This is a genomic window from Rhodanobacter sp. Root179, assembly GCF_001428465.1.
Lineage (GTDB): Bacteria > Pseudomonadota > Gammaproteobacteria > Xanthomonadales > Rhodanobacteraceae > Rhodanobacter.
The window spans coordinates 110,068-129,059 of the sequence record NZ_LMHR01000088.1; the positions used below are offsets into that span (position 1 = coordinate 110,068).

General features: G+C 67.4%; 22 protein-coding genes. 19 read left to right on the forward strand and 3 right to left on the reverse strand.

All coding sequences use genetic code 11. The features are described from left to right. Window positions 1-25: 25 nt before the first annotated feature. From ASD82_RS15610 to ASD82_RS15635, 6 genes are all read left to right on the forward strand, one after another. On the forward strand, window positions 26-1,057 hold the full coding sequence (locus ASD82_RS15610; protein ID WP_056718724.1) for an aspartate-semialdehyde dehydrogenase: 1,032 nt from the start codon (window positions 26-28) through the stop codon (window positions 1,055-1,057). Between the two features lies 1 nt (window position 1,058). Further along, entirely contained in the window at window positions 1,059-1,355 is a 297-nt protein-coding gene (locus ASD82_RS15615) for a hypothetical protein (protein WP_056718725.1), read from the forward strand. A gap of 171 nt (window positions 1,356-1,526) precedes the next feature. Then, window positions 1,527-3,857, forward strand: coding sequence for a FimV/HubP family polar landmark protein (locus tag ASD82_RS15620; protein ID WP_056718726.1), 2,331 nt, complete (start codon window positions 1,527-1,529; stop codon window positions 3,855-3,857). A gap of 101 nt (window positions 3,858-3,958) precedes the next feature. Beyond that, window positions 3,959-4,729, forward strand: a complete 771-nt coding sequence (gene truA / locus ASD82_RS15625; RefSeq protein ID WP_056718727.1) for a tRNA pseudouridine(38-40) synthase TruA — start codon at window positions 3,959-3,961, stop codon at window positions 4,727-4,729. After that, entirely contained in the window at window positions 4,726-5,349 is a 624-nt protein-coding gene (locus tag ASD82_RS15630; protein WP_056718728.1) for a phosphoribosylanthranilate isomerase, read from the forward strand. The genes truA and ASD82_RS15630 overlap by 4 nt, the downstream gene beginning before the upstream one ends. Window positions 5,350-5,354: 5 nt before the next feature. Further along, the gene (locus ASD82_RS15635) at window positions 5,355-6,359 is read left to right on the forward strand and encodes a cupin-like domain-containing protein (protein WP_056718729.1); all 1,005 of its coding nucleotides are present in this window, start codon (window positions 5,355-5,357) and stop codon (window positions 6,357-6,359) included. 14 nt (window positions 6,360-6,373) lie between these two features. Here ASD82_RS15635 and ASD82_RS15640 read toward each other — a convergent pair whose 3' ends face one another. Continuing rightward, a complete protein-coding gene (locus ASD82_RS15640; RefSeq protein WP_056718730.1) occupies window positions 6,374-7,267 on the reverse strand; it encodes a LysR family transcriptional regulator in 894 nt (297 codons plus the stop codon). A gap of 126 nt (window positions 7,268-7,393) precedes the next feature. Between ASD82_RS15640 and trpB the strand changes: the two genes are divergently transcribed. Genes trpB through accD form a run of 3 tightly spaced genes read left to right on the forward strand, consistent with a single transcriptional unit; the run spans window position 7,394 to window position 10,318 of the window. Further along, window positions 7,394-8,605 carry a tryptophan synthase subunit beta gene (gene trpB / locus ASD82_RS15645; protein ID WP_056719136.1) on the forward strand — a complete coding sequence of 404 codons (1,212 nt, stop codon included), beginning with the start codon at window positions 7,394-7,396 and terminating at the stop codon, window positions 8,603-8,605. Next, window positions 8,602-9,402, forward strand: coding sequence for a tryptophan synthase subunit alpha (trpA, locus tag ASD82_RS15650; protein WP_056718731.1), 801 nt, complete (start codon window positions 8,602-8,604; stop codon window positions 9,400-9,402). The genes trpB and trpA overlap by 4 nt, the downstream gene beginning before the upstream one ends. A gap of 46 nt (window positions 9,403-9,448) precedes the next feature. Then, window positions 9,449-10,318 (forward strand): acetyl-CoA carboxylase, carboxyltransferase subunit beta, encoded by an 870-nt coding sequence (gene accD, locus ASD82_RS15655; protein ID WP_056718732.1) that lies wholly within the window; start codon window positions 9,449-9,451, stop codon window positions 10,316-10,318. A gap of 443 nt (window positions 10,319-10,761) precedes the next feature. Here the strand turns inward: accD and ASD82_RS15660 are convergent, their stop codons facing one another. Then, complete coding sequence (locus tag ASD82_RS15660; RefSeq protein WP_056718733.1) at window positions 10,762-11,325, reverse strand: phosphatase PAP2 family protein; 564 nt, start codon at window positions 11,323-11,325, stop codon at window positions 10,762-10,764. Beyond that, window positions 11,294-12,454 carry a glycosyltransferase family 1 protein gene (locus tag ASD82_RS15665; RefSeq protein ID WP_056719138.1) on the reverse strand — a complete coding sequence of 387 codons (1,161 nt, stop codon included), beginning with the start codon at window positions 12,452-12,454 and terminating at the stop codon, window positions 11,294-11,296. Before ASD82_RS15665 ends, ASD82_RS15660 begins: the two co-directional genes overlap by 32 nt. A gap of 113 nt (window positions 12,455-12,567) precedes the next feature. On the opposite strand from ASD82_RS15665, the gene ASD82_RS15670 reads away from it, so the two are divergent. The 10 genes from ASD82_RS15670 to hisG all read left to right on the forward strand — a co-directional run bounded on the left by ASD82_RS15670 (window position 12,568) and on the right by hisG (window position 18,971). Next, a complete protein-coding gene (locus tag ASD82_RS15670) occupies window positions 12,568-13,002 on the forward strand; it encodes a DUF4399 domain-containing protein (RefSeq protein WP_056718734.1) in 435 nt (144 codons plus the stop codon). Window positions 13,003-13,038: 36 nt separating this feature from the next. Continuing rightward, the gene (locus ASD82_RS17850; protein WP_157598943.1) at window positions 13,039-13,362 is read left to right on the forward strand and encodes a hypothetical protein; all 324 of its coding nucleotides are present in this window, start codon (window positions 13,039-13,041) and stop codon (window positions 13,360-13,362) included. Between the two features lie 170 nt (window positions 13,363-13,532). Next, window positions 13,533-14,933, forward strand: coding sequence for a glutamate--tRNA ligase (gene gltX, locus ASD82_RS15675; RefSeq protein ID WP_056718735.1), 1,401 nt, complete (start codon window positions 13,533-13,535; stop codon window positions 14,931-14,933). A 33-nt stretch (window positions 14,934-14,966) separates the two neighbouring features. Next, window positions 14,967-15,269: a hypothetical protein gene (locus tag ASD82_RS15680; RefSeq protein ID WP_056718736.1), complete on the forward strand. Its 303-nt coding sequence runs from the start codon at window positions 14,967-14,969 to the stop codon at window positions 15,267-15,269. 28 nt (window positions 15,270-15,297) lie between these two features. Then, entirely contained in the window at window positions 15,298-15,786 is a 489-nt protein-coding gene (locus ASD82_RS15685) for a transcriptional repressor (protein WP_056718737.1), read from the forward strand. Window positions 15,787-15,880: 94 nt separating this feature from the next. Next, complete coding sequence (locus ASD82_RS15690) at window positions 15,881-16,315, forward strand: MerC domain-containing protein (RefSeq protein ID WP_056718738.1); 435 nt, start codon at window positions 15,881-15,883, stop codon at window positions 16,313-16,315. A 46-nt stretch (window positions 16,316-16,361) separates the two neighbouring features. Further along, window positions 16,362-17,330 carry a cation diffusion facilitator family transporter gene (locus ASD82_RS15695; protein ID WP_056718739.1) on the forward strand — a complete coding sequence of 323 codons (969 nt, stop codon included), beginning with the start codon at window positions 16,362-16,364 and terminating at the stop codon, window positions 17,328-17,330. A gap of 66 nt (window positions 17,331-17,396) precedes the next feature. Then, window positions 17,397-17,558 (forward strand): 30S ribosomal protein THX, encoded by a 162-nt coding sequence (locus tag ASD82_RS17480; protein ID WP_007805033.1) that lies wholly within the window; start codon window positions 17,397-17,399, stop codon window positions 17,556-17,558. A gap of 187 nt (window positions 17,559-17,745) precedes the next feature. After that, the gene (locus ASD82_RS15700; protein ID WP_056718740.1) at window positions 17,746-18,081 is read left to right on the forward strand and encodes a YerC/YecD family TrpR-related protein; all 336 of its coding nucleotides are present in this window, start codon (window positions 17,746-17,748) and stop codon (window positions 18,079-18,081) included. Beyond that, window positions 18,078-18,971: an ATP phosphoribosyltransferase gene (gene hisG, locus ASD82_RS15705; RefSeq protein WP_056718741.1), complete on the forward strand. Its 894-nt coding sequence runs from the start codon at window positions 18,078-18,080 to the stop codon at window positions 18,969-18,971. Before ASD82_RS15700 ends, hisG begins: the two co-directional genes overlap by 4 nt. Window positions 18,972-18,992: the final 21 nt, after the last annotated feature.

The following is an 18,992-nucleotide window of genomic DNA, read 5'->3' on the forward strand; positions in this document are numbered from 1 at the left end:
TCCTATTCCGAGAGCAAGCCACCCCATGAGTCAGAAGAGCAGTTACAAGGTCGCCATGGTCGGCGCCACCGGTGCGGTCGGCGAGACCGTGCTGGCGATCCTCGCCGAGCGCGATTTCCCGGTCAGCGAGCTGGTGCCGCTGGCCAGCGAGCGTTCGGCCGGCGGCAAGGTCAGCTTCGCGGGCCGGGACATCACCGTGCAGTTGCTGGACACCTACGATTTCGAAGGCGTCGACATCGCGTTCTTCTCCGCGGGCGGCTCGGTCAGCCGCGAACACGCGCCGCGGGCGGCGGCAGCCGGTGCGGTGGTGATCGACAACACCTCCGAGTTCCGCTATCAGGACGACATCCCGCTGGTGATCAGCGAGGTCAACCCGCATGCGATCGCCCAGTACACCAGCCGCGGCATCATCGCCAACCCGAACTGCTCGACCATGCAGATGCTGGTGGCGCTGGCGCCGATCCATCGCGCGGTGCAGATCGAGCGGATCAACGTGGCCACCTACCAGTCGGTTTCCGGCGCTGGCCGCAGCGGGATGGAGGAGCTGGGGCGGGAAACCGCGGCCCTGTTGAACTTCCAAAGCGTGGAGCCGGGCAAGAAATTCCCGGCCCAGATCGCGTTCAATGTCATCCCGCAGATCGACGACTTCCAGCCCAACGGCTACACCAAGGAGGAAATGAAGCTGGTGTGGGAGACCCGCAAGATCCTGGAGGACGAGTCGATCCAGGTGAATCCGACCGCGGTGCGGGTACCGGTGTTCTATGGCCATTCCGAGGCCGTGCACATCGAGACCAGCGAAAAGATGACTGCCGAGCAGGCCCGCGAACTGCTGCGCCAGGCGCCGGGTGTGGTGCTGGTGGACGAGCGCAAGCCGGGTGGCTATCCGACCCCGGTGGGCGAGGCGGCCGGCGCGGACGGGGTCTTCGTGGGACGGGTGCGCGAAGACATCTCGCACGACCGCGGGCTGGACCTGTGGATCGTGTCGGACAATATCCGCAAGGGCGCGGCGCTCAATGCGGTACAGATCGCCGAGTTGTTGATCGAGGACTATCTCTGAAATGCGTTTGATCCAGGTATTTGCATTGGCTTGTTTTGTGTCGGCAGGGGCAGCCTGGGCGACAGCCCCGGCGCAGGCGCAGCCGGGAGCCGCTGCTGCCGCCCGGGACGGGGCGAGGGCGCAGCGGAAGGTGGCGCGCAGCGAGGCCGAGGTCAAGCGCCTGAAACGCGACGTGCAGCGCCGGGAATCGGACAGCAAACGGGCTGGCGAGCGCCTGCAGGAGCAGGACAAGACGATCGCCGAGCTGCAGAAGCAGCTGCAGGAATTGCAATCCGGCCAGTCCGGCGGGCAGCATTGAAAGGCGATGCCGGGGTGAGAACACACCGCAGCAATGTATCGCAAGTATTCGTCGCGCCTATTGTTGATTGGCCTTCATGTAACTAAAGTGGCACCTCGATTGGGGTCGTGGTCGTCAATCGCGGCAACGCCAACCTAGAGAGTTGCGTCAGGATCGTTCGGGGGAACACGCATGAATCGTTCGTTGAAATTGTCGGTGCTGATCGCGCTGGCGCTGGGCACCAGCCAGGTGATGGCCATGGATCTGGGTCAGATCCAGGTCAAGTCGGCGCTGGGCCAACCGCTGCTGGCTGAGATCCCGCTGCATTCGGACAATCCGGCGGAGCTGCAGAATCTCAGTGTCCAGCTGGCTTCCAGCGAGGAATTCGCACGCGCCGGCATCGTGGGCGGACGCACCTCGATCCCGCTGCACTTCAGCGTGGCCAACGCCGGCGGCGCCCATCCGGTGATCCGCATCACCAGCAGTACGCCGGTGGATGACCCCTTCCTCGACCTGCTGCTTGAGGTGAACGGCAAGGCGGGCAAGAGCGTGCGCGAGTACGCGATCCTGCTCGACCCGCCGAATGCCGCCGCGAAGGCCCCGGTGGCGGCGACTCCCGCGCCCGTCCGCCCTGCGTCGCACCCGAAGGCAGCTGCCGCACCCGTCGCCGCAGCGCCGAAGGCGACCGCGCCGGCCCCCGTGACAAGGCCGGCCGCGCCGGTGGCCAGCAACGGCCAGCTCGGTCCGGTCGAGCGCGGCCAGACCCTGTCCGGCATCGCGCGCAACGTGGCTCCGTCCGGGGTCGACGTGCAGCAGATGATGCTGGCGCTCAAGCAGGCCAACCCTGACGCGTTCTACCGCGACAACATCAATGCATTGAAGAGTGGCGTGGTGCTGCGCGTGCCGACCTCGGCCGAGGCGCAGGCGATGTCCATCGCCGCCGCTGCCGCCGAAGTCCGTCGCCAGAACAGCGACTGGCGCGCCGGCGTGCCGGGCAAGCCCACCATCGTGGCCGATGCCGCCACCAGCGGGTCGACCTCCAGTGCCTCCACCGGCGCTGCCGGCAACGGCGACCGGCTCGCACTGGTGCCGGCCAGGCAGGGCAGTGGTGCCGGAACCCAGGGCGCGGGCTCGAGCGACAAGTCCACCGCCAGCCTCCGCCAGGATCTGCTGCGGAGCCAGGAAAGCCTGGCCAGCCTGCAGCAGCAGAGTACGGACCTGAAGACCCGGCTGAAGGACTTGGGCGACATCAACAGCAAGAACGAACGACTGCTGTCGCTGAAGGACAACGAGATCGCCGAGCTGCAGGCCAAGCTGGCCGCCGCGAGGAAGAGCGCCGGCATGCCGGCGGTTGCCGCCAGTGCGGCCAGGGTGACGGCTGCTCCGGCACCCGCCGTGCCCGCGCCGGTTGCGAAGACCGAGCTTGAGGCGGCCCATGCCAGCACGGCCATGACGCCGGCTGCAACAAACACGCCCGCGCTGGCATCCACCGCGCCCAGTGCCCCGGTTTCCTCCGCCACCACGGTGACCACGCCGCTGGCGGACTCGGCTGCAGTCAAGCCGGTCGAACCGGTCAAGCCGGCAGTGACCAAGCCGGTCGCGCCGGCTCCTGCGCCGGTCGAGGAGCAGCCGTGGTACATGCAGACCTGGGCGTGGGCTGCCGGTGCCGGCGCGATCGTGCTGCTGATCCTGCTGGCGATGCTGGGCCGTCGCCGCAAGCCGGCTGCCGCGGCAGCCAAGTCGTCCACATCGCTGGCCGACCGTTTCGGATCCGTGCCCGGCGCTGCCGACCAGGATCTGCTGGGCGACGACGTCGACCAGGAAGAGTTGCTCGACCAGTTGGCCGAGCATCCGGATGACATCGGCCTGCACCTGGAACTGGTCACGCTGTATTACTCGCGCCGCGACGTCGATCATTTCGAGGCCGCCGCCGAGGCGATGCACGCCCACATCACCGACCCGCAGCAGGACGAGTGGCAGGACGTGCTGCACATGGGCGAGGACCTGGTGCCCGGCCACCCGCTGTTCGACCACCACGAAGCGTCCGCCGCGCCCGACGAGGCCGACGCACGCGGCGAGTTCAACATCGATGACTACGCGGACGCGAGCGACGCGCCCACGGTGGTGTCCTCGATGCCGCCGCTGCCCGGCGCCGGCCCGAAGAAGGTCAGCGAGTACAACTTCAACTTCGATCTGACCCATCCCGCGGCAGCGCCGCCAGCGCGCCCGGAAGCGGCGGCGGAAGACGTCACGGTGGTGGCGCCCCGCACTCCCGCGGCACCGGCGGAGCCGGCATCGGACTGGAATTTCGAGGAGGCCGAGCGCGCCCCGGCGAGCCACGACGATGGCCAGGATCTGGGCGAATTCAACGACGATCCGGTGGACACCAAGCTCGACCTGGCGCGTGCCTATGTCGACATGGGCGACGCCGAAGGCGCCCGCGCCATGTTGGGCGAGGTGATGAAGGAAGGCAGCCAGATGCAGCGTGACGTGGCCAAGCGGCTGCTGGACAGCCTGCACTGAGTTTCCTGCTTCGTCTGGATGATATCGGGCCGGCCTAGCCGGCCCGATGTCGTTTTGGCCTGCTAATCTTCGACGTTTCCCCCTCAGGTTCTGCACGATCCATGCGTATCGCTCTGGGCATCGAGTACGACGGCACCGACTTCTGCGGCTGGCAGCGGCTGAAGCAGGATGTCAGCGTGCAGGGCGCGCTGGAGCGCGCGCTGTCGATGGTGGCCGCGCATCCGGTCGAGGTCAGCTGCGCCGGTCGCACCGATGCGGGCGTGCATGGCCGCTGCCAGGTCGTGCATTTCGATACCGACGCCAGCCGCGACATGCGTGGCTGGGTGCTGGGCAGCTGCTCCAACCTGCCGAACAGCGTGGCCGTGCTGTGGGCGCAGCCGGTGCCGGACAGTTTTCACGCGCGTTACGCCGCGCGCAGCCGGCGCTACCGCTATCACCTGCTGAACCGGCCGGTGCGTGCGGCGCTGGATGCGCGCTATGTCACCTGGGAGCGCCTGCCGCTGGACGCCGAGCGCATGCACGTCGCTGCCCAGGCCCTGCTGGGCGAGCATGATTTCAGCGCATTCCGCGCCTTGTCCTGCCAGGCGGCGCACCCGCGGCGAAGCGTGCTGGCGGTGAGCGTGCGGCGCGAGGGCGAACAGCTGTTCGTTGAGATCGAGGCGAATGCCTTCCTGCATCACATGGTGCGCAACATCGTCGGCTCGCTGCTGCCGATCGGCCGCGGCGAACAGCCGGTCGAGTGGATGGGCGAACTGCTGGCCGGTCGTGACCGCCAGGTGGCCGGTCCCACGGCGCCGGCTTCGGGCTTGACCTTCATCGGTCCACGCTACGAGCGTCACTGGCATCTGCCGGACGAGGTCAGCCAGCCATGACCCGGATCAAGTGCTGCGGCATGACCCGGGTCGACGACGCCGTGCTCGCCGCACGGCTGGGTGTCGATGCGATCGGGCTGGTGTTCACCGCGCGCAGCCGACGCCAGGTCGGCCTGCGTCAGGCCCGCGACATCGTCGAGTCGCTGCCGCCTTTCGTGGCGACCGTGGCCTTGTTCATGGACGACGAGGTGAGCCTGGTGGAACAGGTGCTGGAGCAGGTGCGGCCAGCGCTGCTGCAGTTCCACGGAGAGGAAACCGACCCCTGGTGCGCGCAGTTTGGCCATCCATTCCTGAAGGCGCTGGCGATGGGCGAGGGCGCTGCCGGTCTGTCGCGCCGGCACGATTACCCGCATGCCGCCGGCCTGCTGCTGGATGGCCATGCCCGTGGCGAGGCCGGTGGCAGCGGCAAGACGTTCGACTGGTCGCTGCTGGCGGAAGTGCGCGAGAAGCCGCTGATCGTTGCTGGCGGGCTGGACCCGGGCAACGTGGCGGAGGCCGTGCGCATGGCGCGACCGTGGGCGGTGGACGTGGCCAGTGGCGTGGAATCCGCGCCCGGCATCAAGGACCCGGCGCGGCTGGAAGCCTTCGTTCGCGCGGTGCGCGCGGTCGACGCGGAGTAGGCCGCATGCCGACTGCGATCGAGGAATATGGCCAGCGCGGCCAGCCACTCGAACTGGACGATCTGGTCGGCGGCGAGCGGCCGCGGGTGATCCGCGGACTGTGTCGCGACTGGCCGCTGGTGGGCTGGGCGCGGCAATCGGATACAGCGTTCGCGCAAGGTCTTGCCGCATGGGACAACGGCAGTGACGTCGACGCCTTGCTGATGGCGCCGGCCGAGGGCGGCGTGGTCGGCTACAACAGCGCCTTCGACGGTTTCAACTATCAGCATCACCGGGTCTCGGTCACCCAGGTGCTGCAGCGGCTGGCCGCCTGCAGCCGACTGCCCGACCCGCCCGGTCTGGCCTTGCAGAGTGCCTTGATCGCCGAGTGCTTGCCGGGTTTTCTCGAACACCATGCACTGGCCTTCCTCGACCCGCAGATCCAGCCGCGCCTGTGGATCGGCAATCGCGTCACCACCCCGGCGCATTTCGACGAGTACGCCAACATCGCCTGCGTGGTCGGCGGCAGTCGGCGCTTTACCCTGTTTCCCACCGATCAGGTGCACAACCTCTACATCGGGCCGCTGGATTTCGCGCCCACCGGTGCGGCGATCAGCATGGCCCGGCTGGACCAGGTCGATGATCCGCGTTTCCCGCGCTTGCGCGACGCGCTGACCCATGCGCAGGTGGCCGAACTGCAGCCGGGCGACGCGATCTACATCCCGCCGCTGTGGTGGCATCACGTGGAGTCGTTGCAGCCGCTCAACGCGCTGGTGAATTACTGGTGGATTCCCGGCAGCGGCCGTGGCCGCGCCATGCCGACGGCACTGGATGGCCTGCTTCACGCCATCCTCAGCTTCAAGTCGCTGGACCCGGCCGATCGCGCGGCGTGGCGCACGCTGCTTGAGCATTACGTGTTCGGAGAAGAAGACCCCGCAGCACACATTCCCGCATCGGCGCGCGGCGTGCTGGGGCCGCTGACGCCAGCGCGGGCCGAGCAGCTGAAAGAGATGATCCGCCGCTATTTGTGACGTGTCGCCGCGGCTCAGCCGCCGGCCAGTTCCTGGCGCAGCCACCGGGCCAGTGCGACGGCGCGACGATCGCCGGAGCGCTGCGGCGTGGCCAGGATCCAGTGGCCCGTGGTGGGCTGGAATCCCCACGGCGCCAGCAGGCGCCCGGTCGCCAGATCGTCGGCCACCAGCGGCGCTGGTGCGATCGCCACGCCCAGCCCGGCGATGGCCGCTTCCAGCAGATGGTAGAGGTGCGGAAAACCCGCGCCGCCGGGCGGGCGCGAGGGCGGCAGATCCATGCCACGCAGCCAGTCCGGCCAGGCCTGCGGACGCGAGGTGGTGTGCAATACCGGCTCGTCGAGCAGGCAGCCGGGCGGCTGCCCCTGCAGTCGCGGCCAGCCGCCGTAGCGCGGGCTGACCACCGGGCCGATCCGTTCCGGCGCCAGCGTGTCGACCTGCCAGCCTGCGGGCCAGGGCGGCGCCGACAACAGCAGCAAGGCGTCCAGCCTGCCCAGTTCCGCCGTCGGCGATGACTCCTGTGCCGACAGATGCAGTCGCAACCCGGGCAGGTCGTGCGCCAGCCGATCCAGCCGCGGGATCAGCCAGCGCGCCAGCAGGCTGCTGGCGCAACCGAGCACGAACGGCGCCTGCGCGTTGTGCTCGCGCAGGGCGGCCCAGCTGTCGCGCAATTGCTCGAAGGCGAGGCCGGCGCCGGCGTGCAGTTGTTCGCCCGCAGCGGTCAGCACCAGTCCACGGCCCTGGCGTGAAAACAGCGGTCGGCCCAGCGCTTCGTCGAGCAGGCGCAGTTGCCGGCTGACCGCGCCATGGGTGACGTGCAGTTCCGCCGCGGCCCGGCCCACGCTGTGCAGTCGCGCCACCGCCTCGAAGGCGCGCAAGGCATTCAACGGTGGCAGTTCGCGCCCTGACATGATTGAGTTTTCCTGAGGTATGGAGGCGATCTTATCGCTTTTCCGCGCAGTCACGACTGCGATAATCTGCAGGACATTCCCGATCCGATGATCGGGATCTTCAGTTTTTCGCACAGGAATCCCGCCATGCCCCCGATCCAGGACTACCACCGCTGGCCCGACGAGCACGGTCGCTTCGGCGACTACGGTGGCAGTTATGTCGCCGAGACGCTGATGGCGCCGCTGGCCGAGCTGGCCGAGGCCTACGAGCGCCTGCGCCAGGATGCGGGCTTCCTCGCCGAACTGGACCGCGACCTGCAGCACTACGTGGGGCGGCCCAGTCCGGTCTATCACGCCGAGCGGCTGTCGCAGCATGTCGGGGGCGCACGCATCCTGCTCAAGCGCGAGGACCTGAACCACACCGGCGCGCACAAGATCAACAACACCGTCGGCCAGGCGCTGGTGGCCCGGCACATGGGCAAGCGGCGGATCATCGCCGAGACCGGGGCTGGCCAGCACGGCGTGGCCAGCGCCACCGTGGCCGCGCGCCTGGGCATGCAGTGCGTGGTCTACATGGGCGCGGTGGACATCGAGCGGCAGAAGATCAACGTCTACCGGATGAAGCTCCTTGGCGCCGAGGTGGTGCCGGTGACGTCCGGTTCGAAGACGCTGAAGGACGCTTTGAACGAGGCGATGCGCGACTGGGTCACCAACGTGGCCGACACCTTCTACATCATCGGCACGGTGGCCGGCCCGCATCCGTATCCGAAGATGGTGCGCGACTTCAACGCCATCGTGGGCCGCGAGGCGCGGGCCCAGGTGCTGGCGCAGTACGGCCGCCTGCCTGACGTGCTCACCGCCTGTGTGGGCGGCGGCTCGAATGCGATCGGCCTGTTCCACGCCTTCCTCAACGACGCCGGCGTGCGCATCGTCGGCGCCGAGGCGGCAGGCGAGGGCATCGCCACCGGTCACCACGCCGCTTCGCTGGCTGCGGGTCGCCCCGGCGTGCTGCACGGCAACCGCACCTATGTGCTGTGCGACGACAACGGCCAGATCACCGAGACGCACTCGATCTCGGCCGGACTCGACTATCCGGGCGTTGGCCCGGAGCACGCATTCCTGAAGGACGCCGGGCGCGCCGAGTATGTCGGCGTGACGGACGACGAAGCGATGGAGGCATTCCACCTGCTGGCCCGCACCGAAGGCATCCTGGCAGCGCTGGAATCCAGCCATGCGGTCGCCCAGGCGATGAAGCTGGCGCGCGAGCTGCCGAAGGACGGCATCGTGCTGTGCAACCTCTCCGGTCGTGGCGACAAGGACGTGCACACGATCGCCGCGCGCGAAGGAGTCGAGGTATGAGCCGCATCGATCGCCGCTTCGCCAAACTCAAGGCCGCCGGCCGCACCGGGCTGATCCCGTTCGTCACCGCCGGTGATCCCGCGCCCGGGCACATGGTTGCCCTGATGCATGCGCTGGTCGATGCCGGCGCCGACCTGATCGAACTGGGCGTGCCGTTCTCCGATCCGATGGCCGACGGTCCGGTGATCCAGCACGCCAGCGAGCGGGCGATCGCCCAAGGGGTCGGACTGAAGGAAGTGCTGGGTTGGGTCGGCGAGTTTCGCCGCCGCGATGCCGACACGCCGATCGTGCTGATGGGCTATCTGAATCCGGTCGAGATCCATGGCTACGCGCGCTTCGCGCAGGAGGCCGTGGCGGCCGGCGTCGATGGCGTGCTGCTGGTCGATTGCCCGTTGGAGGAATCGGCCGTGCTGCAGCCGCTGCGCGACGCCGGATTGCAGCAGATCCTGCTGGCCGCGCCCACCACCGCACCCTCGCGTATGGCGCAGCTGTGCGGTTCGGCCGAGGGTTTCCTGTACTATGTCTCGTTCGCCGGCATCACCGGTGCGGCACACTTGAGCACCGGCGATATCGCCGCACGCGTGGCGGACATCCGCACCCGGGCGAAGGCGCCGGTGGCGGTGGGCTTCGGCATCCGCGATGCGGCAAGCGCGAAGGCGATTGCCGGTTTCGCCGATGCGGTGGTGATCGGCAGTGCGCTGGTCGAGCGGTTGTCGGGTGCCACCGGCGCGGGGGAAATCACCGCCCGTGCGCAAGGTTTCCTGCAGCCGATCCGTGCGGCGCTGGATGCACACTGAAACGGTCGCCTGGCCGTTTCGGGTCAGGAACGTTTGAGGTGTTGCGATGAATTGGCTGCAGAAGATCATGAACCCGCGGACCCGTCCGCAGGGAACCAACGGCGGCAAGGGTTCGGTGCCCGAGGGTGTGTGGGAGAAGTGCGGTGGTTGCGGCACCGTGCTGTACAAGCCGGAACTGGAGCGCAACCTGATGGTGTGCCCCAAGTGCGGCCATCACCACTACATCAGCGCGCGGATGCGGCTGGACGCGCTGCTCGACGACGGCTCGGCGCAGGAACTGTGGGCCAGCCTCGAGCCCACCGATCCGCTGAAATTCCGCGACTCCAAGAAGTACCGCGACCGCATCACCTCGACCCAGAAGAAGACCGGCGAGAAGGACGCGATGGTCGCCATGAGCGGCAAGCTCAAGGGCCGGCCGCTGATGGCGGTGGCCTTCGAGTTCGCCTACATGGGTGGCTCGATGGGTTCGGTGGTGGGCGAGAAATTCGCCCGCGCCGCCGAGCGTGCGCTGGCGGACAAGAGCGCCCTGGTGTGCTTCTCCGCCACCGGCGGCGCGCGCATGCAGGAAGCGCTGTTCTCGCTGATGCAGATGGCCAAGACCTCGGCGGCACTGGCGCGCCTGCGCGATGCCGGCGTGCCCTACATCAGCGTGCTGACCAACCCCACCACCGGCGGCGTCTCCGCCAGCCTGGCGATGCTCGGTGACATCAACATCGGCGAGCCGAAGGCGCTGATCGGTTTCGCTGGTCCGCGGGTGATCGAGCAGACCGTGCGCGAGACCCTGCCGGAAGGTTTCCAGCGTTCGGAGTTCCTGCTCGACCACGGCGCGATCGACATGATCATCGACCGCCGCGAGATGCGCGACAAGCTGGCCGACCTGTTCGGCATCCTGACCCGGGCCGATCGCGCCGCCTGAGTCGAGGCATTCGGTTGGTCATGAGCGATGCCGCCTTCGGGCGGCATCGTCGTATCCGCCGCAGGGTTTTCCACAGCGGCTGTGGAAGTGTTGCGGCAAACCCTGTGGACAAGCGCGATTCCCCACTTGCCGATCAGTGACTTGCTACGCGCTGGTCACCCACTGTCCAGATCGCGGTGACCGGTTTCGCGCGTTCGCCGCATGGGTGCGGCGCAAGTTTTCCACAGTTGGTGTGGGTGTCTTCTGTACAAGCCTGTGGACAATCGTCGTTCGCCTTTTGCCGGCAGACACTTGGCTCACTTTGTCGATTTCTTGAGCGGTCGCGCGAAGTTCTCCACAGCGATTGTGGAGCGTGCCGGGTAAAGCCTGTGGACAAGTAGGCTATCTGTCTGAGCACAAAGGAACTCGCTACGGCGTGCGCAGAAGCTGCACAGCGAGCCGGCTCAGATCGTCATCGGCCACAGCCAGATCGATGCGCCACCAACGCCGCCGCCAAGCGCGATGGCGGCGAGCACGTCACTGGGATAGTGCAGCCCCAGGACCACTCGCGAAACTCCCACCAGCGTGGTGAAGCCCAGCAGCAAGGGTGTCAGCAGCGGATACCAGGCGAGTGCGACCACGGTGAAGCCCACGGCCTGCATGGTATGCCCGGAAGGGAAACTGAATTCATCCAGCGGCGGCATGCGGGCGATGACGCCGGGGCAGGCGCGGTAGGGGCGGGGTCGCCGGGTCCAGCGCTTCAGCACGCGGTACAGCAGCAGGGCCGTCAGGCCGGTGAGTGCCATGTGCAAGGCCGCGGACAGGCCGCGCTGACCACCAAGCATGGCCAGTGCAAGCATCAGCGTGTACCAGAACACGCCGTCGCCGAGCCGGCTGACGATGCCGAAGAGCATGCCCACCATGCGCCGTCCGCCCCAGTGGTTGGCGATTACGCAGACGCGGCCATCCAGTGCGAAACGCGGCCCGGGCAGGAGATCAGAAGTGGGCAGTGACCGCGGCGTGCTCATGCAGGTTCTCCTCGGCCATCTCGCGCAGCAGGGTTTCGAAATCGCGAATCACCGCTTCCGGTGAAAGTCCGGCCACGCTGGCGCGGGCAGCGCGGCCCATGTGGCGGATCAGGGCGGGGTTGCCGGCGAGCCGCACCGTGGCATCGATGAAACCCTGCGCATCGCCGGATTCGATGCCATAGCCGTTGATGCCGTGGTCGAGATGTTCGCGCGCCGCGCCTTGCGCATAGGCAACCACCGGCAGGCCGGCGGCGAGAGCCTCGATGATCACGTTGCCGAAGGTTTCGCTGAGGCTGGGGAACGGAAACAGGTCGGCGCTGGCCACGTGACGCGCCAGCGCCTCACCGCGCTGCATCCCGGCGAAGATGAAGTCCGGGTGCGCCGCCTGCAGTGCGGGCCGCGCCGGACCATCGCCGACCCAGACGTAGCGCGCCTGCGGCTGTCGCCGGCGGATCGCGCCGAAGGCCTCGATCGCCAGTTCGAGATTCTTTTCCGCCGCGATGCGTCCCACGTAAAGCACCACGGGTGTGGCGGCGTCGACGCCCCAGCTGGCGCGCAAGGCGTCGTCGCGCCGACCCGGATGGAAGAGCTGCGTGTCCACGGCGCGGCGCAGCACGCGTGCGTTGGTGATGCCCATGGTGCGCAACTCCCGTGCGAGTGTGTCGGTCGGCACCAGCGTGGCGGCGGTGCGCAGGTGAAAGCGGCGCAGGTAGCCGCGCAGCAGCGGCGCGAGCAAGCCCACGCCGTAGTGGCTGGCGTAGTGATCGAAGCGGGTGTGGAAACCACTGCACAGCGGAATATCCAGTTGCCTGGCGGCACGTGCCGCCGACCAGCCGAGCGGACCTTCGGTGGCGACATAGACCACGTCGGGCCGTTGCCATGTCCATTGCCGCTGCAACGCACGTCCGGCCGGCCAGCCGAAGCGCAAGCCCGGATAGCGGGGCAGGGAGGCGCCGCGCAGCTCGATCATGTCGATGCCGGGTTCAGCGCGGGATGGTTGTGGCTGGCGCGGCCGCACCAGCTGGATCTCATGCCCGCGGGCGGCGAGACCGCTGGCGAAGCCATGCACGGTCAGCGCGACACCGTTGATCTCGGGTGGATAGGTCTCACTGACAATCCCGATGCGCATGACCATGTCCGTGCCGGTTTGCCACAGCATCGCCGCGTGGCGTTGCGACGGCATGGCGGACGCATGACGTCGCGCTTACACTGAAGCCTGTTTTCTTCCGCTGGAGACCGACGATGAAACGCATCCTGCTTGCCCTGGCGCTGACGGGACTGACCGCCACCGCGATCGCCGCCGAGGCTCCCGGCCTGCCCACCACGGCCGCGCCGGCCGGTGCCGAGGTCTACATCATCTCGCCCGGCGATGGCGCCACCGTGGGTCAGGAAATCACCGTGCGTTTCGGCCTGAAGGGCATGGGCGTGGCACCGGCCGGCATCGGCAAGGAGCACACCGGCCACCACCATCTGCTGGTCGACGTGAAGGATCTGCCCGCCGCGGGCCAGCCGATCCCGGCCGACGCGAACCACATCCACTTCGGCGGCGGCCAGACCCAGACCACGCTGAAGCTCGCGCCGGGAACGCATACGCTGCAACTGGAGCTGGGCGACCAGCATCACGTGCCGTTCGAGCCGGCGCTGGTGTCGAAAAGGATCACGGTTCACGTGAAATGACCGGTTCTGCCCTCGTCGTTCCGTTCGGAGGTCGCCATGAAACAACTCTTGTTCGTTTTCGCCTTGAGTGCGCCGTGCGTTTCGATGGCTGCGGGTGTTCCGGCACAGACGCCCCCGGCGCAATCCGGGGCTGTCGCCAAGCCGGCCAAGTCGCCCAGCCACCGGCCCTTGATCGACGTGAAGTTCGTGCTGGTACGAGCTCCGCCGGAAGAGAACGACGCTCCGCAGCTTGATTTCGGCAACGACAAACCCGCCATCGTGCCCTTGCCGTCGTCAGGCTGGGACACCGTACCTCTAGGTGCGGATCGCACCAATCCCAATGCTTACTGGTGCCGCAACTGGGGGTGCCGCTCGCATTGAATGATGGGTGTGGTAGCCGACGCCAGCAGTCGTTGCGGTCGTTTACGATAGCCGCAGGATGGATCATGTACAGGGTCATGGCGGCGGATGACGGGTAGCGTGAAAGCGGCCGTCGGCTTGTTCGCGTTGATCGGCTAAAATCTGTCGTTCCGCGCCTTCCGAAGATATCCATGACCGTACGCACCCGCTTCGCCCCCAGCCCCACCGGTTTCCTGCACATCGGCGGTGCGCGCACTGCGCTGTATTGCTGGCTCGAATCGCGCCGTCGCGGCGGTGAATTCATCCTGCGCATCGAGGATACTGATCGCGAGCGGTCCACCGACGAGGCGGTTCAGGCGATTCTCGACGCCATGCACTGGCTGGATCTGGACGCCGACGAGGGCCCGTTCTACCAGACCCGGCGGCTGCAGCGTTACAAGGAAGTTGCCGACCAGCTGCTCGCTGCCGGTCACGCTTACTACGCTTACGAGAGCAAGGCCGAGATCGAGGCAATGCGCGAGGCCGCGATGGCGGCGGGCGAGAAGCCCCGCTACAACGGTCACTATCGCGACCGCAACGAGCCTTTCCGTGAAGATCCCAACCGGGTGATCCGCTTCCGCAATCCGCACGAGGGTTCGGTGGTGTTCGAGGACAAGGTGAAGGGCCGCATCGAGTGGGCCAACACCGAGCTGGACGATCTGGTGATCTTCCGCTCCGACGGCTGGCCGACTTACAACTTCGCCGTGGTGGTCGACGACATCGACATGGGCATCACCGAGGTGATCCGCGGCGACGACCACGTCAACAACACGCCCCGCCAGATCAACATCTACAAGGCGCTGGGCGCGCCGGTGCCGGAGTTCGCGCACCTGCCGATGATCCTGGACAAGGAAGGCAAGAAGCTGTCCAAGCGCACCAGCGCGGTCAGCGTGATGGACTATCGCGCCGACGGCTTCCTGCCGCACGCGATCCTCAACTACCTGGTGCGGCTGGGCTGGTCGCATGGCGACCAGGAAATCTTCTCGCGCGAGGAGATGATCGCGCTGTTCGACATCGGCGACTGCAACAAGGCCGCCTCGCGTTTCGACACCGAGAAACTGGCCTGGCTCAACCAGCATTATCTGAAGACCGACCAGCCGCAGTCGCTGGCAACCGAGTTCGAATGGCACCTGCAGCGCGCCGGCATCGATTTCAGCCAGGGTCCCGCGCCGGTCGACGTTATCGTGGCCTTGCGCGATCGGGTGCACACGCTGAAGGAGATGACAGAGCGCGCGGCGATCTGGTATGGCCCGATCACCGAGTGGGACGACAAGGCCGTCGCCAAGCACCTGAAGAACGACAGCGCGCCGGCCGTGCTGGAAGCGGCGAAGTCGCTGCTGGCCGAATGCGAATGGCAGCCCGGGCCGATCCATCAGGTGATCGAGCAGGTGGCGGCGCAGCTGGAACTGGGCATGGGCAAGATCGCCCAGCCGTTGCGGGTGGCGATCACCGGCACCCAGGTGTCGCCGTCGATCGATCAGACCTTGTACTTGGCCGGTCGCGCCGAAGCACTCAAGCGAATCGACGCCGCCATCGCGATGGCCCGCGGCTGATGCGACTTCCGTCGATGGCGCACTGAGCGCGGCATGGACGAATGGCTGGCCAGGGCCACCCAGGGCGTCGATCCCGACGCACCGGGCGCGTTCTGGCACGTCTTCTTCAACCTGTTGAATATGCTGCCGTGGGCAGCCATGTTCTGGTGGAACCTGTTGTTTGTCGCGGTGGGAGCTTTGCTGGGCTGGTGGCGCGGGCGATTGCTGGAAAGCATCGTCTGGGCCTGGGTGCTGGGGCCGATCGGCTGGATCGTGATCCTGCGCAAGCCCCGCCGGCTGCCACCGGCGAAGCCACCACCGCTGCCACAGGGCCGCCGTCCGGTACCGCGCAGGTAGCGGTGTATGATCCCCACGAGGTGACATCTTGAGCCACGACGCCGCCAGCAACCCGCATCCGCACCACGCGCATCACCACGATGATGCGAAGGGTTTCGTGCGCGCCGTGGAGCATGCCAGCGAAGAACGCGGCCTGCGCCTCACCCCGCTGCGCAAGGAAGTGCTGGAGCTGATCGCCGCCGCGCACAAGCCGGTGAAGGCCTACGACCTGCTCGACCAGTTGCGCGAGAAGCACGGCAATGCGGCGCCGCCCACCGTCTATCGCGCGCTCGACTTCCTGCTCGAGAACGGCTTCATCCACAAGCTGGAATCGATCAATGCCTTCGTTTCCTGCCATCACCCGGCCGAGGCGCACCAGGTACCGTTCCTGATCTGCGACATCTGCTCCAGCGCCCAGGAAGTCTGCGACGAGCGCGTGGCCGAACTGATCGAAGCACAGGCGAAGGCGCTGGGTTTCCGGCCGCAGGCGCAGACCCTGGAAGTGCACGGCACCTGCCGGAACTGCCGCAAGGGCTGAGGTGGGTCCACGGGGCTGGCGGGCCGTAGTGTTATAAAGTAACATGTTGCCACCGGACATGGAGTCGCCCCGTCGGGCGGCGCCGGGTCAATCGATGAATCCCGAGCAGTCGAACAAATCCCGCTGGTGGCACCTGGCTGATCGCGTTGGCGCGATGGCATCGTTCCTGTGCGCGATCCACTGTGCGCTGCTGCCGTTCGTGCTGGCCCTGCTGCCGCTGATCGGCATGGAATTCCTGGCCGACCATCGCTTCGAACGCATCTTCGTGTTGTGCGCCTGCGTGCTGGCATCGCTGGTGCTGGTGCGCGGCTATCGCAGGCACCGGCGCCGCCTGCCGCTGCGCCTGGCCGTGCCGGGACTGTCGCTGCTGCTGCTCGGCATCGCCTTCATCGACCTGGGCTCGCCGATCCTGCACAGCGTGCTGGTGACTTGCGGCGGCATGCTGCTGGCGGCGGCGCACTTCGTCAACCTGCGGCTGGACAGCCATCGTGATGGCGTCCACGTGCACGGTCCGCAGTGCGCGCATTGAGCCGCGGTGATTGTGTAACGGCCATGCCGATTCCTAGCATGCCCGCATGAATACGCCGCACCATCACCACCAGCCTCACGGCTGCGAACATGCCACGGGGCAGGCGCATGACGGCGCCCACGAGCACGTGGCGGGTGGAAGCAGCCGCAAACTGCTGCTGGCGCTGGTTCTGACCGGCATCATGATGATCGTCGAGGTGATCGGCGGCCTGTGGTCCGGTTCGCTGGCCCTGCTGGCCGATGCGGCACACATGATGGTCGACACGCTGGCCCTGTTGCTGGCCGTGGTCGGTGCGTGGATGGCCACCCGCCCGGCCGATGCCAGGCGCAGCTACGGTTATGGCCGGATGGAAGTGCTGGCGGGTTTCGTCAATGCGCTGAGCCAGTTCGTGCTGGTGGCGTGGATCGCGTGGGAGGCGGTGATGCGCCTGCGCCATCCGGGCCTGATCCTTTCCGGCGTGATGCTGGCGGTCGCCGTCGCCGGTCTGCTGGTCAATGCGCTGGTGCTGCGCACCCTGCACGGGCATGCGCATGACGACGTCAACCTCGCCGGCGCCAGCCTGCATGTGCTTGGCGACCTGCTCGGTTCGCTGGCGGCGGTGCTGGCGGCGCTGGCGATCCGCTGGTTCGGCTGGCTGTGGGCCGATCCGCTGCTGTCGCTGCTGGTCTCGCTGCTGATCCTGAACAGTGCGTGGCGCTTGCTGCGGAAGTCCGCGCACATCCTGCTGGAAGGCGTGCCCGACGGCCTGGACACGACCGAGATGGAAAGCTCGTTGCGCACGGCGGCGCCGGGCATCCGCGACATCCATCACCTGCACGTGTGGCAGCTTGCCTCGGGGTCACGCATGGCGACCGTGCATGCCGAACTGGACGAGCAGGCGGACGGCGCCCTGGTGCTGCAGTCGATCAAGCGCCTGCTGCTGGAGCGTTTCGAGGTCCGCCACGTGACCGTGCAGATCGATCCCGGGGCGTGTCCCGACCCGTCCGGGGACTGTGCGGGACATGCTCGTCGCTGACTATCCCGCCATGCCGGGACGCTGCTATGATGGCAGGCCGTTCATCCAATAAATCAAGGAGTTCCCATGGGTAAGGGCGATCGCAAGACCCGTCGCGGCAAGACCTACCGCGGCAGCTACGGCAATACCCGTGCACACGGCGCGCTGCCGGCCGTGGTCGGTGCCAAGCCGACCGTGACCAAGCCGGCTGCGGCCAAGAAGGCGGCGCCGAAGAAGAAGTCGGCCTGAGCCAGCTTCGCCCGGCATTGCTGCAAGAAAACCCCCGCCTTGGCGGGGGTTTTTGCTTTTGGGGAATCGGGAGTCGGTGTGAGACCGGCCGCTGGCTGAACCGCCAGGGCAGGGGTTCGACGAGGGTTTGCTGCATGGCCGCCTGCCATGTATGATGCGCTCCACTGTGTTAACGCGTTAGTACATTATGAAGCGTCGATCGCTCGATCCCGAATCCCCGCCAGGCTCCGCCGAGCAGAGTCTCTGCGAGGCCTTGCTGTCCCTGCGCAACAGCGAGGAGATGGGCGCCTTTCTCAGCGACCTGTGCACGCCGGCGGAACTTGAAGTGCTGGTCGATCGCTGGCGGGTAGTGCCGTACCTGCTCGAAGGCGTGCCTTACCGCGAGATCCACGAGCGCACCGCGGTCAGCATCACCACCATTGGCCGGGTCGCGCGCTACCTCACCCAGGGCAGCGGCGGCTATCTGGCCGCGGCGGCCCGGGCGGCAAGGAAACAGGCTCAGGCGGCAAGGAAGAAGGCATGAAGCCGCGCGATCGCCTGCGCATCGCGATGCAGAAATCCGGCCGGCTGACCGAACCGGCGCTGGACCTGCTGACCCGTTGCGGACTGACCTTCCGGCAAAGCCGCGACAAGCTGTTCTGCTTCGGCGAAGGCGAGCCGGTGGATCTGCTGCTGGTGCGGGATGACGATATCCCGGGGCTGATCGCCCAGGGCGTGTGCGACCTGGGCATCGTCGGGCGCAACGTGCTGGGCGAGTTCCAGCTCACCGCCGGGCGTGACGGCGAGCCGCTCGACGAATTGCGGCCGCTCGGTTTCGGCCGCTGCCGCCTGTCGATCGCGGTACCCCAGGACATGGCTTACGGGGAGCCGAAGGATCTGGCCGGCACCCGCATCGCCACCTCGTACCCCGGCCTGCTCGGCGAATGGCTGCGCAGCCGCGGCATCGATGCGGGCGTGGTGACCCTGGCCGGTTCGGTCGAGATCGCTCCCAAGCTGGGCACCGCCGACGCGATCTGCGACCTGGTGCAGAGCGGCGGCACCCTGGTGGCGAACCAGTTGCGCGAAACCGACGTGTTGCTGGAAAGCGAAGCGGTGCTGGCCGGCCCGCTGACCCTGCCGGTGGACGAACGCGGCGACATGCTGGAGCTGCTGCTGAAGCGGCTGGACGGCGTGATCCAGGTGCGCGAATCGCGCCTGTTGCTGCTGCAGACCTCGCGCCACACGCTGGACGCGGTGACCCGCCTGTTGCCCGGTGGCCCGCAGCCGACCCTGCTACCGGTGGCGGGCCAGCCCGACCAGCTGATGCTGCAGGCGCTGTGCGCCGGCGAGGTGAGCTGGCGGCAGCTGGAAGAGATCAAGAAGGCCGGCGCGCGCGAAATGTTCGTGCTGCCGGTGGAGAAGATGCTGGCATGAAGCGCATGGGCATGAAGAGCG